Genomic DNA, 15,410 nt, shown 5'->3' with positions numbered 1-15,410 from the left:
CCTCTGAAGGGGCGAAGAATGAGTAAGAACGGTGACGATTCCTTTGATGCTCGGCTAAAGGCGGCAGAACGCCGCTCTGGCTTGGAGAAAAAGGGAGATTCAGCCGAGAAAGAAGATGCTGTAGAGCAATCTCTTCCTGGGCTGGCGCTCAGAGCTGGGGCAGAAATGCTTTCAGCACTGATAGTAGGCGTTGCTATTGGGTGGGAGCTGGATCACTGGCTCAAAACCCGGGTAGTTTTTCTCATTATCTTCGCGCTGATGGGCGGAGGTGCTGGCGTGCTGAATGTTTGGCGGCTGGTCAAGTCGATAGACGGCAAGTAAGAAGCTGTAATCCGACACGATTCGGATGCGGTAAAGGGTTTTAGGAGAGCGGTTGTGGCGGGCGGTTCCAGCATCAACGTACTTGAACAGTTTGAGCTTCATCCCGTTCTTGGTGGGCTGGGCGAAGCATTGCGTTTCAGCCAATCCCCCCTGTACATGATTGTGGCAGTGTGTCTGGTTCTGGCGTTCCTGTATTTTGGTATGCGCCCAGCGGCAGTTGTTCCCGGTCGTTTGCAGGCAGCGGCAGAAGTTTGTTACGAATTTATTCATAACATGGCGGTTGATACGATCGGGCCAGAAGGCACGGCGTTCTTTCCGTTCATCTTTACGCTGTTCTTCTTTATTCTGGCCGGTAACTATATTGGTCTGCTGCCGTTTTCCTTTACGTTCACCAGCCATATTGCCGTAACCTTTGCGCTCGCCATGATGGTGTTTGTGCTTACGGTTATTGTCTCCCTTAAGGTGCAGGGGCTGCGTTTCTTTGCGCACTTCATGCCGGAAGGCGCTAGCCCGTTTCTGGCTCCGCTGCTGATCCCGATTGAAATTCTTTCTTTTCTTTCGCGTCCTGTCAGCCTCTCCATCCGACTGTTCGCCAACATGGTTGCCGGGCATGTCATGTTCGATATTTTCGCAAGCTTTGTTATCATGCTCGCCGGTTTTGGTGTGGTGGGTGACGTGTTTGCGGTTGGGCCGATTGCCATTAACGTGGCACTGATGGCTCTTGAGTTGCTTGTTGGTGTGTTGCAGGCCTATGTGTTTGCCATTCTGACGTGCATCTACCTGCGGGAGGCCGTGGCTCACTGAGGAGCTGCTTTGCCCGTTTCGTTTGAACTGTACTTGAAACAAGGAAGTGACTGATATGGACATCGCTGCAGCCCGGGAAATCGGTGCAGGTATCGCCGTGATCGCCCTTGCCGGCGTTGGTATCGGCCTCGGCAACATCTTCTCCACGCTGGTAAGCAGCATTGCGCGCAACCCGGCTTCCCGCCCGCATGTGTTCGGTCTGGGTATGCTCGGCTTTGCTCTGACAGAAGCTATCGCTCTGTTCGCGCTGCTGATCGCGTTCCTGATCCTGTTCGTCTGAGAAAGCTTTCAGGAAAGAGGAGAACATTCCTGTGGGTGTGATTAAGAAGATGCTTCGTGCCGGCCTGTTCGCAACGGTTTCCGGTGTGTCTCTTCTGGCCGTTTCCGCGCCTGGTGCATACGCCACGGGAATGCCTCAGCTAGATTTTGCCAACCCCCTTGTAACCGGTCAGGTTATGTGGGGCGCGGTAATTTTCTTCGTCTTTTATATGGTGCTCAGCAAAGCCATGCTGCCCGGCGTTGCCCGGGTGCTGGAAGACCGTAGCAAGCGTATTTCTGGGGATCTGGAAATTGCACGCGCTGCTAAGCAGGACGCCGATAAAGCTGTTGCTGAACTTCAGCAGGCCCGTAAAGATGCCATGGCAGAAGCCCAGGCGCATCTTGATCAGGTTCTGGCAGAAGAACATAAAGCTGCCGAACAGCAGATGCAGGAAATTAATGCGCGGGTAACAGCAGAAATTGCTGATGCCGAAAAACGCGTGGCTGAGGAAAAAACGCGTGCATTGAGCGCGCTTAAAGAAATTGCAGGTGATACCACGCAGGCTCTGGTTCAGCGTCTGACGGGTATTGTGCCTGATGCTCAGCTTGTTGCCCAGAAGGTTGAAAGCGCTTCGGCGCACAGCACTATCTGACCAGCTCCGGGGGAATTTTCGTCATGTCTGGCATTTTTCACGAAGCGGGTTTCTGGGTCGCTGTTTCGTTCGTTCTGTTCTTCGTGCTGGTTGGTAAAAAGATTTGGGGGCCAATTGCCACCATTCTGGATAGCCGTGCCAACCGTATCCGTGAAGAACTGGATGAAGCTGCCCGCTTGAGAAGAGAAGCTGAGCAGATGCTAGAAGATGCCACGCGTGATCGTGAGCAGGCACTGGCAGAAGCTAAGTCTTATGTAGAGCAGGCACATCAGCAGGCTGCTGAAATGGCCCAGAAAGCACGTGCAGAGGCAGAAGCCGCTGTGCAGCGCCATGAGCAAATGGCGCGTGATCGTATTGCCGCTGTAGAACGCGCTGCTGTTAAAGAAGTGCGCCAGTTGGCAATTGATGTGGCCGTACAGGCTGCCAACGGTGTTATTCCTCAGACGCTTGATGAGCAGAAAGCCGCAGGGCTTGTTGATCAGGCGCTGGCTGGTTTGCCTGCCGCTCTTGCGCGCAAGGCAGCCTGAAACATTATCAGCTGAATGGTGAATACGTGACAGGTCTGGTTTCAGCCTCACCGTCACAGCATAACGATGCTCAGTGTGAACTGAGCATCGTTATTGCTGTTTTGGATGAACAGGATAATCTGCCACAGGTTTGCCGTGAACTGGCCGAGGCCATGCAGCAATTGCCTGCGGCCGAAGTTGTTTTTGTAGATGATGGCAGCCAAGATCAGACCGTAGAAGTTTTGCAGCGCTTGCGGGATGAATGTTTGCCAAGCTTACGCATTCTTTCCCATGATCGACGTTGCGGTAAGTCTGCTGCATTGCGCACAGGTATTACAGCGGCTCGTGGTAGATGGATTGCCACTATTGATGGCGATGGTCAGGATGACCCGCGTGAACTGGGCTCTTTAGTTTCTCTTGCTCAAGCGCAGGCATCCAAGGGCAGGGCACCGCTTGTGGTAGGGGTGCGCACACGCCGTAAAGATGGTTGGTCCCGCCGTTTTGCAACGCGTTTTGCTAACGGGCTGCGGCAGAAACTTTTAAATGATCAGTGCCCGGATACAGGCGCACCTATCAAAATTTTCCAACGAGCAGATTTCCTCCGCTTGCCGCAGTTTGAAGGTTTGCACCGTTTTCTTCCGGCGTTGTTTGGCTCTTACGGTGTGCCGTTGGTGTGCCACCCTGTTACGCATCGGCCGCGTTTGCATGGGCAGTCTAAATATACCAACTTCAATCGTGCGGTGGTTGGCGTGCGTGATCTGCTGGGCGTGATGTGGCTGCGGAATCGTACACATCTTCCAAAATCGATTCGTGAATGCTGAATCAGAAAAACGGTCACCAGCCACTTTCTCTTAAAGCCCTGCTGCTTTTAGGCCTTGCTGCTTTTTTGCTGTTTCTGCCAGGGCGAGCTGTTACGCCACCATTTGATCGGGATGAACCCCGATACATGGAAGCCACGGCGCAAATGCTAGAATCGCACAATTTTGTAGATGTGCGCTTTCAGGACAAACCACGTTATTTGCAACCCGCTGGTATTTACTGGCTGGAGGCCGCGGCTGTTTCTCTTACAGGAATGCAGCATCAGCGGGTTGTTTGGCCGTACCGTATTCCTTCACTTCTGGCTATGTCTGGCGCTGTTGTTCTTACGGCGCTTATTGGCTCCATGCTGTTTGGGGCTTCGGCCGGCTTGGGTGCGGGCTTGTTGTTTATGGCTTCTGTGCTGGTTGCAGCAGAAAGCCGTATGGCCACAATCGATTCCTGCCTGCTGCTTACAGTTTTGCTTGCGCAGTTGGCGCTAACAGGCGCTTTGCGGGATCGCCAGCAAGGTGTGGCCACACCCATAAAACGTGCGTTGCTGTATTGGGGCGCCATTGGCTGCGGCCTCATGTTGAAAGGGCCGGTTATTCTTATCCCATCTCTTGCAACACCGTGGGTGTTGGGAATGCTGGATCGAGATTTTGGTCTGTGGCGCAGAATGCGTCCGGCATGGGGCTGGCTTTTGTCCGCTGCTATTTTGGTGCCGTGGTGCGTTGCTATTGGGGTTGTGAGCCACGGTGAGTTTTTTCGGAATGCTGTTGGCACTAATTTCTTAGGAAAGGTTGCGTCTGGGCAGCAAGCACATGGGCTGCCGCCGGGCTACCACCTGTTGGTTTTTTTGCTGGCGTTTTGGCCTGGCTCATTTTTTGCAGCCTGTGTCGCACCTCTGGTTTGGCGCGCGCGCAAGCAAGAAACGGTGCGCTATCTGCTGTGCTGGATTGTTCCACATTGGGTGGTGTTTGAAGCGATTGCTACCAAGCTCCCGCATTACGTGTTGCCTACTTATCCCGCTATAGCCATTCTTATAGCTGCCTTTTTGGTTCAGGGCGGGGATGTATGGCGTCATTGGCCTGCCCGTGTTTGGGGCAAGGTGCTGCTAAGCATTTATGCTGTTGCGTGGGCTTTGGTGGGCATTGCCTTGGCCGTTGCGGGCCCAACTTTAGTGTGGGTGTTGGAACACAAAATATCTGCAGCAGCTATTGTTCTGGCCTTGGGTGTATTGCCGTTGGTTGGTCTTGCAACGTGGTATATTTCACGCGCACGTTTGCAACAGGCTGCTTTAACCAGTGTGGCTGCGGCTGTACTGCTCTATGTGGGTTTGTTTACGGTTGTGGTGCCGCAGTTGCAGAGCATCTGGTTGGCCCCGCGTCTGACAGCATTGGTGCAAGCACATCAACCGTGTGCAGAGTCGCATGTGGTGTCAGTATCATTTTCTGAGCCAAGTCTGGTCTTTCTGCTGGGCGGCAAGGTGTTGCTAACAGGTGCAGAAAATGCGGCAGCAGCCATAAAGGCAGATGCAAAGTGCACTGTGGCACTTGTTGATCAGCGAGATACCCCCGCATTTATGGCAGCCTTGGGTCATAAAGCAGCGGATGCCGTGAGCCTCGGCACAGTCGGTGGGCTGAATTACTCGAACGGCCATCATTTGCTCATAAGTTTGTACAAGCTGAATACGCCGCCAAAGCAGTAAAACTGTTTGAATGGGCGGATATAAAACGAATTTCTACAGCAGAATGTAAAAGTGCGTTCAGTATTTTGGGAAGTGCAAAGGGAAATGCCCGCTGGCGGATTCGAACCACCGGCCCCATCATTACGAATGACGTGCTCTACCAACTGAGCTAAGCGGGCACATTTTGTTTGCGGGGCGGTGACTATCATGATCCCTGTGCCTACGCAAGGAAAAACTGCAATTCACCCAGAGGTTTGGACGACAACAAAACGTTATTTCTGGCTTTAAGCAGGGGTGCCATTCTGTTTTGAGTGTGACGGAACAGTTTTTTCGTTTTAAGAACTATCCGTATGAACATGTCGCAGTTATTTGGCTTGGTGCGGGAGGCCCTTAATCCCGGGCAGAATGTTCCGGTTGATCAAAAACGGCATGTTCGGCTTGTGAAGGGAATTGTGGAATGCCCTTGCTGTGGTCATTACCAGCACCTGTCAGAACTTAAACCCGGAACACAGGCCCGTTGCTGCCGATGTGGGCAATTGCTGGATCGGCGCAATCGCACTTCTCCCATAGCAACACCCTTGGCTTTTTGTATCAGCTCGGCGTCTCTCTATCTGGCCATGCTGCTTTCCACATTGATGATGCTGGATCTGTATGGGCGAGAGAGAACCGTAGATATTCTGACCGGCCCGATAGAATTGCTGCATGAAGGCTGGGGCGAAATTGGCGTGTTGGTGGCCATAGCCACCATTATTGTGCCTGGGCTTGTGATCAGCATGATGATGCTGGTGCTGGTTGGCGCGCTTCAGCCCAAGTTGCCATTCTGGGTGCCTCACCTTCTTAAATGGTATGAAGGCTTGCGCCCGTGGTCGATGGTGGAAGTGTATATTCTGGGCGTTTTTGTGGCCTACACCAAGCTGTCAGATATGGCTTATGTGCAGGTGGGGGCTGCGGTCTTTCTGGTCGCCTCACTTATGGTCACCATGTCTGCCACAGATGCTACGTTGGATACGGAACTCATTTGGCGGCGCCGGCAAACAGATACCAGCTTGCGGCGTATGGATAACCAGCGCGTACGCCTATCCTGCGAGGAAGTAGGCCCAAGTGACCAAATGCCACCAGCCAGCCATATGGTATCCTGCCTATCTTGCTCTGCCGTGCTGCTGTTTGATGAAAAGCTGGATCAAACAGCCCCGTTAGGGTTCTGCCCTCGCTGCGGCCATGTGCTGCGCCAACGCAAGCCAGATAGCATTGCCCGCACTGTGGCACTGCTTGTTTCCGCTGTGGTGTTCTATCTGCCCGCCAATATCTACCCGGTTATGACCGTTATTCGGCTGGGTGCAGGTACGGGGCATACCATTGTTGAAGGGGCCATAGAGCTGTGGGAAAGCAACATGATACCACTTTCCCTGCTGGTGCTGTTTGCCAGTGTGCTGGTGCCCGTTCTTAAAATTATCGGGCTGATGTTTATGGTGATCAGTACCAAATACCATTCTGCACGAAATCTGGCTGCCAGATCCAGACTTTACAGGCTGGTAGATGTTATCGGGCGCTGGTCTATGATTGATGTATTCATGGTTTCCATTCTGGTGGCCATGGTGCGCTTTAGCAGTATGGCCAGCATTAGCGCTAATGGCGGTGTGGTATGTTTTGCCGCTGTTGTGGTGCTGACAATTTTTGCAGTGCATGCATTTGACCCTCGGCTGATGTGGGATGCAGCGGGCAAAAACGGTGATTCGGCCCCAGCCGATGCCGGGCAAAATTGTCCGGCAAAAATTGAGGCCGCTGCACATTGGGACAACATGGAGCCGGACAGGGCGTGAACGGACACAGTCATAATCATTTCTCTCCTCCAGAAGGGGAAAGTGCTCAGGATGCTCTGGTAAGGCGCATTCGGTTTTCCATTATCTGGATTATTCCCATTGTTTCCGTGCTGATTGCGGGCTTTTTGGTCTGGCGCAGTTTTATGGACAATGGACCAGAAATTACCGTTGTATTTGATACAGCCGATGGCCTGACCAGCGGCCAGACACAGGTCAAAAATAAATCTGTGGTTCTGGGCACGGTGGAAGGTGTTTCGCTGACTGATGACCTGCGGCATGTCAAAGTGCGTATCCGTATGAACAAGGGTACGAATGATATGCTGACGGATAGCGGCCGGTTCTGGGTTGTGCGTCCACGTATCAACGGTGCCAGCATTACCGGTTTGGAAACCCTGATGTCTGGCGCGTATATTGCGTTTGACCCGGGGCTGAACAAGGATGGCCACCCCGCAGGCAAACGCACCACAACCTTTGAGGGGCTGGAAGCTCCTCCGGGTGTGCGTTCAGATCAGCCCGGCCGTATTTACACGCTGGTAGCCGGTAATATTGGGTCTATCGGGCAGGGAGCACCTGTTTTCTTCCGTGATGTGGATGTGGGGGAAGTGCTGGGTTACACCATGCCACCTGGTGGGCGCGGTCCTGTACTGATCCAGATTTTTGTGCGCGAACCTTACGATCATTATCTGAACACCAATTCCCGTTTCTGGAACGTTTCTGGTGTTAAGGTTGGGTTTGGTGCAGGTGGTCTTAAGGTGCAGCTGCAATCTTTGCAGGCATTGTTTTCTGGTGGCGTGGCTTTTGGTCTGCCGCCTGTTGCAGAAAGCCGTTTGCATCCAGCATCAGAAGCTCCAGCCAACACAGTTTTCAAGCTGTATGACACCCATGAAGATGCAGATAACGCAGGCTACCGTGAGCGCGTGCCACTTGCCACTTATGTAATGTCTTCTGTCAAAGGTTTGGATGTTGGCAGCCAGGTGACGATGTTCGGGATCCAGGTGGGGAATGTGACCAGCGTGAAGCTGGATCTAAGTTCCAACCCGGGGCACCCGCGTGTGCGTATTGGTATGGAAGTTCAGCCAGAACGCGTGCTGTCTCCGGCTGAACTGCGGAATAATAATCTGACAGATATGTTCCGCACTCTGGTGGCGAATGGCCTGCGTGCCTCAACAGACAGTGTCAGCTTCCTGACGGGGAAGGGGATGATTTCCCTGAACTTCATCAAGAACCCCGCACCGGCCACAACCAGTATGGAAGGTCCTACGCTGGTTATTCCAAGCCAAGCCGGTGGTATGGGCGGAATTATGGATTCGCTGTCCACGATTACGTCTCGTCTGGCGGCTATGCCGTTTGAACAGATTGGCACAAACGCCAATAACCTGCTGGCTCATGCAGATCAGACGTTGGTTAGCCCGGAAGTTAAGCAATCTCTGGTTGGATTGCGCAATTCCATGCAGAACCTGCAGGCCCTTACGCATGATCTGCGCAATGGCATGGCACCGTTGAGCAAGCGTCTGCCAGAAATGGCACAGCAACTTGATCAAACACTGCAGAATGCCAACCGCCTGCTGGCCAGTTATGGCGGCAACAGTGATTTCCATCGGAATCTGCAATCCATGGTGGTGCAGTTGGGGCAGACAGCGCGCTCCCTGCGGTTCCTGTCAGATTTCCTGACCAACCATCCTTCTGCGCTGCTTTCAGGACGATAAGATCATGACGCAAACTGTTTCTTGCAAGCCCATGAACACCCGTCTTGACCGGCGTATGTTGTTCCGTCTGAGCGGGGTGGCCGGACTGGGTGTTATGGCCTTTACGCTCACGGCCTGTTCTGGCGGGAGCCCATCACTTTACACATTGGCGGTTACGCCCGGCCAACCGCAGCCAGGTGGACCACGCTTTGTAGAAGTGCGCCTGCCTACGGTGGCATCTGGATTGGATAGAGACCGGATTGTTACGGCAGATAGCGGCTATAAGCTTACAGTCTCTTCTGCTGATGCATGGAGCGATTCCCTGCCAGCCCAGATCAGCCGCGTTATGGCGGGTGATCTGGCGCAGCGCCTGCCGGGCACAGGCGTGTTTGTAGAGAATGATACCGTGGCGACTGAGCCGGAAGCCTATGTGGATATGTCCATCAGTCGCTTCTCAACCGGTCCGTCTGGCAATGTGGAGCTGGATGCCACGCTTTCCATCCAGCCCGCATCAGCTGGTGCTCCTGGCAAGGATGAGCAGTATTATATGCAGAACTTTACACTGCAGGGCACACAGGCCAGTGCCACCATGCCAATGGTGCAGGTGTTAAGCCAGTTGCTGGGCCAGTTGGCGGATGTTGCTGCCCAGCAGCTACGTCAGCTTCCTTCCGGTCAATCCACCGGGCGGCACACCATTGTGCGCAAGAAAGCACAGCACGGATGATATCGCTCTAAACTGTGGTGAGTGAAGGTTACAAAAAAAAGCGGCCAATTTGGCCGCTTTTTTATTTGGTCATAAGCTGGCCTCAGGCGGTGCCTGGGCCAAACTCAGCATCGTGGTCGATCAGGGGAATAGGGTAGTCCCCCGTAAAGCAGGCATCGCAATAGCGGGCATCGCTTGCCTGACGGTCTTTGTAACCCATAGCGCGATACAAACCGTCTAGCGAAATAAAGGCAAGGCTATCCACGCCAATCAGTTCCGCCATGGCTTTCAGATCATTCTGAGCTGCCAGCAGTTTGCTGCGTTCTGGCGTATCAATGCCATAGAAGCAGGAATGCCGAGTGGGTGGGGAAGAAATGCGCATATGCACTTCTGTTGCCCCTGCAGCCCGCACCATATCCACAATCTTGCGGGATGTGGTGCCGCGCACGATGGAATCATCCACCAGAATAACGCGCTTACCGCTCAGAATTGGGCGATTGGGGGAGTGTTTCATCTTCACACCCAAATGCCGGATCTGATCTGTGGGTTCGATAAAGGTGCGGCCCACGTAATGGTTGCGGATAATGCCAAGTTCGAACGGAATACCGCTGGCTTCAGCGTAACCGATAGCTGAAGGCACGCCGGAATCAGGCACCGGCACCACCACATCGGCTTCTACATGGCTTTCACGCGCCAGTTCGTGGCCAATCTGCTTACGCACTTCGTAAACAGGCAGCCCTTCCAGAACAGAGTCGGGGCGTGCGAAATAGATGTATTCAAACACGCAAAAACGTGGGTGTGTATCACCAAACGGGCGCAGAGAGCGGATACCGTTTTCATCAATCACAACCAGTTCGCCCGGTTCCACATCACGCACAAATTCTGCCCCGATAATGTCCAGACCACAGGTTTCGGATGCCAGAACCCAAGAGGGTTCTTTACCATCTTCAGAAGGCAGCTTGCCAAGCACCAGCGGGCGTACACCCATGGGGTCACGCACACCGATGAGGGCATCTTCAGACAGCACAACCAATGAATACGCGCCGGTTACCCGTTTTAGCGCATCAATCAGCCGGTCTTCCACTGTTGCGTAAAGAGAAATGGCAATCAGATGGATGAAAACTTCCGAATCCGTGGTGGACTGGAACAGGCAGCCACGGCGTATAAGTTCGCTCCGCAGGGTATCGGCATTTGTCAGGTTGCCGTTATGGGCCACAGCCAAGCCGCCAAACGCAAATTCAGCAAACAGTGGCTGTACGTTACGGAGCAGCGTGGCGCCTGTTGTGGCGTAGCGGTTATGGCCAATGGCACGTGTGCCTTTGAGCGTAGCCATAACGCGGGAATCTGCAAACACATCACTGACAAGGCCTAGGCCTCGGTGAGAGTGAAAGCGACGTTCCTGCGGGTCAAAACAGACAATACCGGCGGCTTCTTGCCCGCGGTGTTGTAGGGCGTGCAAACCCAGAGTGGTAAGGGGAGCAGCATCCTTAGCGTTCCAGATACCAAAGACAGCACATTCTTCGTGTGGATGATCATCATCCAGTGTCAGTGGATCAGGCAAGGAAGCAGACGGCGTGGGATGGGCGAGCATAAGCGTGCAGGGCCTCCGCAGAAGGTCAGAAACTGGCCGTATGGGATCACAAGGTGGCGTCATGACCTGTAGAAGGATTCCGCGCAACCCCTTTTGCGCTTAAATCCGGTAGATATGGCTGGATATGGGATGCGCCGAGCCGGATGTAAGGGGTAAGCCGGCTATCTTCTGTCAGGGCGGCCATGTCTTGGGGTTGTAGTAACCATTGTGCGGCCATGAACAGCACGACCACCAAAAACATCCCCCGCACAATTCCAAAAAGCAGGCCCAGTAACCGATCCAGCGCATCCAAGGGTGTAGCTTTAACGATTCGGACAATGGCAGCAGAAAGCACATAACCCGCGCACAATACCCCAAGCAGAAGCAGAGCAAAGGAGCCTATCTGTGCGCCGGTTGGGGAAGTGATAAATCGCTGCACAAAAGGCAGAAAAGCTGCATGGAAACGCAGCGCCAGCACAATGGCAATGCCCCAGCTTACAAAGCCGAGCGCATGCCGGGTGAACCCTCGCCAAGCACCATGCAGGGCAGACAGGCCAATAATCAGCAGGGAAAGGGCATCTATGGCAGCCATGAGGCAGGCTTTATGCCAATGAATGAGCGACCTGTCATGCGCTTCTGTATTTTATGGCAGTTTGCTGGTGGTAACGCGCCAAGGGCGCATAACCTTGCCATTTCTTTTTTTCCGATGCGGCGGTTGATTCAACTTCATCAACAGCTCTGCCACTTCCAGCCTACGCAGCAGTTCTGTCCATACTTCGGCCGGATCAACATCCTGGCTTTCCCACAATTTGTGCAGGGTTTGCAGAAACAAAGCGCTTTCATGCACAATATCCTGCTCCCGGTTATCTATAAACGCGGCAGTGCAGTTTGTGGCATGAAGCCCGACCTGCCGGCAGAGCCGCTTGAGCGCGGTGCTGGCTGGAGGAGAGGCAGGTGGAAGTGAAGTAACCATAAGGTGAATGATGCGCTGCATCTTCACCCTTGGTCAATGGTATTAGATTGTGAAGTATTTTGCGTGCTTGTTGAGAATAACAAGTGCGGAGGTAGACTGTTCTGGATGGAGTTGATCTCCATCTGTTAAGGAAACCCCAATACGCTCGGCGTCTAGCAGGGCTAGAATGGGGTGTTGATCTTCCAGTCGTGGGCAGGCCGGATACCCGAAGGAATAGCGAGAGCCGCGATATCCCTGCTGAAGCAGTTTTTCCATATCCCGCGCATCTTCCCCAGCAAAGCCGAGTTCTGCCCGGATACGCTTGTGGGTGTATTCGGCCATGGCTTCGGCCATTTCAACAGAAAGACCGTGCAGATACAGATAATCCTGATACCGGTTTTCTTCAAACCAATCACGGGCGATGTCGGATGCTTTCTGGCCGACAGTGACAACCTGCAGGCCGATAACATCACGTTCTGGTTCTGAGATATCGCGCACAAAGTCAGCAATACATTCACCATCTGCCTTTGGCTGGCGTGGGAGTGTAAAGCGGCAGGCTTCGGTTGTGCCGTCTTCTTCAAACAGCACCAGATCATTGCCATCCCCGGCAGCTTTCCAGTAGCCGTAAATAGCCTGCGGTTTGAGAATGTTTTCTTTGGCTGTCAGATCCAGCATCCGGCGCAGGATTGGGCGGAGTTCCTGCCGCGCCCATACCAGGAAATCATCCAGGGAGCGGCCTTGTTTACGGAAGCCCCACTGGAACTGATACAGCGCGCGTTCGTTCAGGAACGGCAGAACCGCTTCTGGCGTAGCTTCCAGAACGCGAGAACCCCAGAATGGCGGAACCATGGGCGGTTCATCTGCTGTCAGGCGTTCACGCCGCGCGCGGGCCGCAGCAACATCAACGGGGCCAAAGCCGCGTGTTTCTGCTGTTTCTAGCGTGCGGGCGTTGGTGCGTGTGGCTTTGCCTTCGCGCCGTTTCTGGATGGCTGCCAGATAATCATCAAACTTATTCTGGCTGATCTGATCCATAAGTGTCAGACCATCAAAGGCATCACGCGCATAGGCTACACGGCCTGTAGGCGCATAGGCGGCAACGCAATCTTCTTCCACATAGTTGCGGGTAAGAGCCGCACCGCCTAGCAGGACAGGTGTATCCAGCCCAGCGCGGGAAATTTCTTCCAGATTTTCGCGCATGATAACGGTGGATTTCACCAACAGGCCAGACATGCCAATGGCATCGGCCTTTTCCTTGCGTGCAGATTCAATCATGTCCTGCACAGGCACTTTGATGCCCAAATTGACAACGCGGTACCCATTGTTGGTGAGGATGATATCCACAAGGTTTTTGCCGATATCGTGCACATCCCCTTTAACCGTAGCCAGCACGATTGTGCCGCGCTGCTGGCCATCTATCCGCTCCATATGCGGTTCCAGATAGGCAACAGCGGCTTTCATGGTTTCGGCAGATTGCAGCACGAAAGGCAGCTGCATCTTGCCTGCACCAAACAGTTCGCCAACCACCTTCATGCCATCCAGCAGAACGGTGTTGATGATGTCCAGCGGGGCCATGTTTTGCATGGCTTCGTCAAGGTCTGCTTCCAGCCCTTTCCGGTCCCCATCAACAATACGGTCTTTTAGGCGTTCTTCTGCTGTTTCTGCTCGTTTCCGCTTTACCGCATCTGCAGCCTTACGATCTGCAAACATGGCCAGAAGCGTTTGCAGTGGGTCGTAATCTTCTGTGCGGCGGTCGAAAATCAGGTCTTCCGCAACTTTCACCTCTTCGGGGGCGATCAGGTGCAGCGGGCGGATTTTGGAAACATGCACAATGGCGGCTGTCATGCCCGCCTTAACGGCATGGTCCAGATAGACTGAGTTCAACACCGCACGTGCGGCCGGATTCAACCCGAACGAGATATTGGAAAGGCCGAGCACAATCTGAATATCCGGGAAGGTATCCCGAATCATTTTAATGCCCTCAAGCGTCCATTGCCCCAGTTTGCGGTCATCTTCCGCACCGGTGGCGATGGTGAAGGTGAGGGGGTCAATCATCAGGTCAGACTGTGGCAGACCGTATTTTTCGCAGGCAAACTCTACAAGACGGCTGGCAATGCGCAGCTTGTCTTCCGGCTTGCGGGCCATGCCTTCTTCATCAATCGTCAGGGCAACAACAGCGGCACCAAACTTGCGGGCCAGCTCCATGCGGTCTGATGCAGGGCCTTCGCCATCTTCAAAGTTGATGGAGTTGATAATGGGTTTGCCGCCGTGCAGCTTGAGGGCAGCCTCAATAACCGGCGTTTCGGTGGAATCAATTACCAGAGGTGCGTTTACGGATGAGGTGAAGCGTTTGATCACTTCATCCATTTCTGCACGTTCGTTACGGCCAACAAAAGCTGTGCAGATATCCAGTGCGTTGGAGCCTTCACGGATCTGTTCACGCCCTACGGTTACACACCCATCCCAGTCATGTGCTTCCTGCAGTTCACGCCATTTTTTGGAGCCGTTGGCATTACAACGTTCCCCAATGGAGAAGTAGGCGTTTTCCTGCCGGAGGGGCACTTGAGAATAAAGGCTGGCAACAGAAGGCACCCATACAGATGTGCGTGGTACAGGAGCAGGGCGTAGGCGGCCTGTTCCTTCTGCGCGGCGGCGCAACATGGCATCTAGAGCTTCTGTATGCGGGGTGGAGGTCCCACAGCAGCCGCCAATCAGGTTCAGGCCATCTTCTGTAATAAAGCGCTCAACCCATGTGGCCATTTCTGCGGGTGTAAGGGGATAATGGGTCTGGCCATTTACCAGTTCTGGCAAGCCCGCATTGGGCTGCACGGAAATTAGCCGTGGCCAGTTTTCAGACAGCCATTTCACATGCTCGGCCATTTCCTGCGGACCGGTGGCGCAGTTCAGGCCCATCAGATCCACATCAAGGCTATGAATAACTGTGGCTGCCGCAGCAATGTCCGGCCCTACCAGCAGGGTGCCTGTAGTTTCTACGGTAACCTGCACAAAAATCGGGGTTTTGGTGCCCAGTTCTTTCCGTGCAATCTTTACGCCGTTTACAGCTGCCTTGATTTGAAGGGTATCTTGGCAGGTTTCAATCAGGATTGCGTCTACACCGCCTTCAATCAGGCCGCGGGCCTGCTCTGCCAGAGCTGCTTCAAGGCTATCGTAATCAATATTACCCAGAGAGGGCAGTTTTGTGCCGGGGCCCATGGAGCCCAGAACATAACGGGTGCGGCCATCGGCAAAGCTTTCTGCAGCTTCACGCGCCAATATGGCGGAGTTTTTGTTGATCTCACGCGTTCTGTCTGTCAGCCCAAATTCGCCCAGTGTGATGGGGGAGCCGCCAAACGTATTGGTTTCCACCATGTCTGCACCGGCTTCAAAATAACCGCGGTGGATTTCACGGATAAGTTCCGGGCGTGAGAGCGTAAGAATTTCGGTGCAGTTTTCCTGCCCCCAGTAATCACGCTGGACATCTAGGTCCAGCATCTGGATACGTGAGCCCATGCCTCCATCACAAAGCAGAACCTGATCACGGAGGGCATCAAGAAGGGGCAGACGAGAAGACATGGCGACCATAAAATATAAAAGGAAAGGGAAGGGTGCTTTCCCAACACCGCAAAGCACAAGGCTTCACGTTATTCCAGAGAGCA

14 protein-coding genes and 1 tRNA gene are annotated in these 15,410 nt (G+C 53.7%); 10 read left to right on the top strand and 5 right to left on the bottom strand.

Going from position 1 to position 15,410, the window contains the following annotated elements:
* Window positions 1–18: 18 nt before the first annotated feature.
* From EOV40_RS11940 to EOV40_RS11910, 7 genes are read left to right on the top strand one after another with little or no spacing between them, the layout of a single operon-like run.
* On the top strand, window positions 19–321 hold the full coding sequence (locus tag EOV40_RS11940; RefSeq protein WP_128106070.1) for an AtpZ/AtpI family protein: 303 nt from the start codon (window positions 19–21) through the stop codon (window positions 319–321).
* Window positions 322–375: 54 nt separating this feature from the next.
* Window positions 376–1,125, top strand: coding sequence for a F0F1 ATP synthase subunit A (locus EOV40_RS11935; RefSeq protein ID WP_003624139.1), 750 nt, complete (start codon window positions 376–378; stop codon window positions 1,123–1,125).
* 55 nt (window positions 1,126–1,180) lie between these two features.
* Window positions 1,181–1,405, top strand: coding sequence for an ATP synthase subunit C family protein (locus EOV40_RS11930; protein ID WP_003624142.1), 225 nt, complete (start codon window positions 1,181–1,183; stop codon window positions 1,403–1,405).
* A 49-nt stretch (window positions 1,406–1,454) separates the two neighbouring features.
* The gene (locus EOV40_RS11925; RefSeq protein ID WP_050820279.1) at window positions 1,455–2,036 is read left to right on the top strand and encodes a F0F1 ATP synthase subunit B family protein; all 582 of its coding nucleotides are present in this window, start codon (window positions 1,455–1,457) and stop codon (window positions 2,034–2,036) included.
* Between the two features lie 23 nt (window positions 2,037–2,059).
* The gene (atpF, locus tag EOV40_RS11920) at window positions 2,060–2,563 is read left to right on the top strand and encodes a F0F1 ATP synthase subunit B (RefSeq protein WP_019088569.1); all 504 of its coding nucleotides are present in this window, start codon (window positions 2,060–2,062) and stop codon (window positions 2,561–2,563) included.
* Between the two features lie 26 nt (window positions 2,564–2,589).
* Window positions 2,590–3,363: a glycosyltransferase family 2 protein gene (locus tag EOV40_RS11915; RefSeq protein ID WP_128106069.1), complete on the top strand. Its 774-nt coding sequence runs from the start codon at window positions 2,590–2,592 to the stop codon at window positions 3,361–3,363.
* Entirely contained in the window at window positions 3,357–5,048 is a 1,692-nt protein-coding gene (locus EOV40_RS11910) for an ArnT family glycosyltransferase (protein WP_128106068.1), read from the top strand. The genes EOV40_RS11915 and EOV40_RS11910 overlap by 7 nt, the downstream gene beginning before the upstream one ends.
* A gap of 85 nt (window positions 5,049–5,133) precedes the next feature.
* On the opposite strand, the gene EOV40_RS11905 is transcribed toward EOV40_RS11910, so the two are convergent.
* A tRNA-Thr gene (locus EOV40_RS11905) sits at window positions 5,134–5,206 on the bottom strand.
* A 171-nt stretch (window positions 5,207–5,377) separates the two neighbouring features.
* Between EOV40_RS11905 and EOV40_RS11900 the strand changes: the two genes are divergently transcribed.
* Genes EOV40_RS11900 through EOV40_RS11890 form a run of 3 tightly spaced genes read left to right on the top strand, consistent with a single transcriptional unit; the run spans window position 5,378 to window position 9,256 of the window.
* Window positions 5,378–6,847: a paraquat-inducible protein A gene (locus tag EOV40_RS11900; RefSeq protein ID WP_128106067.1), complete on the top strand. Its 1,470-nt coding sequence runs from the start codon at window positions 5,378–5,380 to the stop codon at window positions 6,845–6,847.
* Entirely contained in the window at window positions 6,844–8,553 is a 1,710-nt protein-coding gene (locus EOV40_RS11895; RefSeq protein WP_128106066.1) for a PqiB family protein, read from the top strand. The genes EOV40_RS11900 and EOV40_RS11895 overlap by 4 nt, the downstream gene beginning before the upstream one ends.
* A gap of 4 nt (window positions 8,554–8,557) precedes the next feature.
* On the top strand, window positions 8,558–9,256 hold the full coding sequence (locus tag EOV40_RS11890) for a PqiC family protein (RefSeq protein WP_128106065.1): 699 nt from the start codon (window positions 8,558–8,560) through the stop codon (window positions 9,254–9,256).
* Window positions 9,257–9,338: 82 nt separating this feature from the next.
* Here EOV40_RS11890 and purF read toward each other — a convergent pair whose 3' ends face one another.
* Genes purF through metH form a run of 4 tightly spaced genes read right to left on the bottom strand, consistent with a single transcriptional unit; the run spans window position 9,339 to window position 15,327 of the window.
* Window positions 9,339–10,826, bottom strand: a complete 1,488-nt coding sequence (purF, locus tag EOV40_RS11885; RefSeq protein ID WP_087651594.1) for an amidophosphoribosyltransferase — start codon at window positions 10,824–10,826, stop codon at window positions 9,339–9,341.
* Window positions 10,827–10,872: 46 nt separating this feature from the next.
* Entirely contained in the window at window positions 10,873–11,397 is a 525-nt protein-coding gene (locus tag EOV40_RS11880) for a CvpA family protein (RefSeq protein ID WP_128106064.1), read from the bottom strand.
* A 51-nt stretch (window positions 11,398–11,448) separates the two neighbouring features.
* Window positions 11,449–11,799 (bottom strand): phosphoribosyl-ATP pyrophosphatase, encoded by a 351-nt coding sequence (locus EOV40_RS11875; protein ID WP_128106063.1) that lies wholly within the window; start codon window positions 11,797–11,799, stop codon window positions 11,449–11,451.
* A gap of 21 nt (window positions 11,800–11,820) precedes the next feature.
* The gene (metH, locus tag EOV40_RS11870) at window positions 11,821–15,327 is read right to left on the bottom strand and encodes a methionine synthase (protein ID WP_128106062.1); all 3,507 of its coding nucleotides are present in this window, start codon (window positions 15,325–15,327) and stop codon (window positions 11,821–11,823) included.
* Window positions 15,328–15,410: the final 83 nt, after the last annotated feature.

Origin of the sequence: Acetobacter oryzoeni, assembly GCF_004014775.2 — a bacterium.
GTDB classification, from domain to species: domain Bacteria; phylum Pseudomonadota; class Alphaproteobacteria; order Acetobacterales; family Acetobacteraceae; genus Acetobacter; species Acetobacter oryzoeni.
This window is presented reverse-complemented; position numbering and strand designations above follow the sequence as displayed.

Excerpts from the sequence above, each read along its gene's own strand:
- EOV40_RS11940 (WP_128106070.1), top strand. The coding sequence starts at position 19 with ATGAGTAAGAACGGTGACGATTCCTTTGATGCTCGGCTAAAGGCGGCA.
- EOV40_RS11930 (WP_003624142.1), top strand. The coding sequence starts at position 1,181 with ATGGACATCGCTGCAGCCCGGGAAATCGGTGCAGGTATCGCCGTGATC.
- EOV40_RS11925 (WP_050820279.1), top strand. The coding sequence starts at position 1,455 with ATGCTTCGTGCCGGCCTGTTCGCAACGGTTTCCGGTGTGTCTCTTCTG.
- atpF (WP_019088569.1), top strand. The coding sequence starts at position 2,060 with ATGTCTGGCATTTTTCACGAAGCGGGTTTCTGGGTCGCTGTTTCGTTC.
- EOV40_RS11910 (WP_128106068.1), top strand. The coding sequence starts at position 3,357 with ATGCTGAATCAGAAAAACGGTCACCAGCCACTTTCTCTTAAAGCCCTG.
- EOV40_RS11900 (WP_128106067.1), top strand. The coding sequence starts at position 5,378 with ATGAACATGTCGCAGTTATTTGGCTTGGTGCGGGAGGCCCTTAATCCC.
- EOV40_RS11890 (WP_128106065.1), top strand. The coding sequence starts at position 8,558 with ATGACGCAAACTGTTTCTTGCAAGCCCATGAACACCCGTCTTGACCGG.
- purF (WP_087651594.1), bottom strand. The coding sequence starts at position 10,826 with ATGCTCGCCCATCCCACGCCGTCTGCTTCCTTGCCTGATCCACTGACA.
- EOV40_RS11880 (WP_128106064.1), bottom strand. The coding sequence starts at position 11,397 with ATGGCTGCCATAGATGCCCTTTCCCTGCTGATTATTGGCCTGTCTGCC.
- EOV40_RS11875 (WP_128106063.1), bottom strand. The coding sequence starts at position 11,799 with ATGCAGCGCATCATTCACCTTATGGTTACTTCACTTCCACCTGCCTCT.
- metH (WP_128106062.1), bottom strand. The coding sequence starts at position 15,327 with ATGTCTTCTCGTCTGCCCCTTCTTGATGCCCTCCGTGATCAGGTTCTG.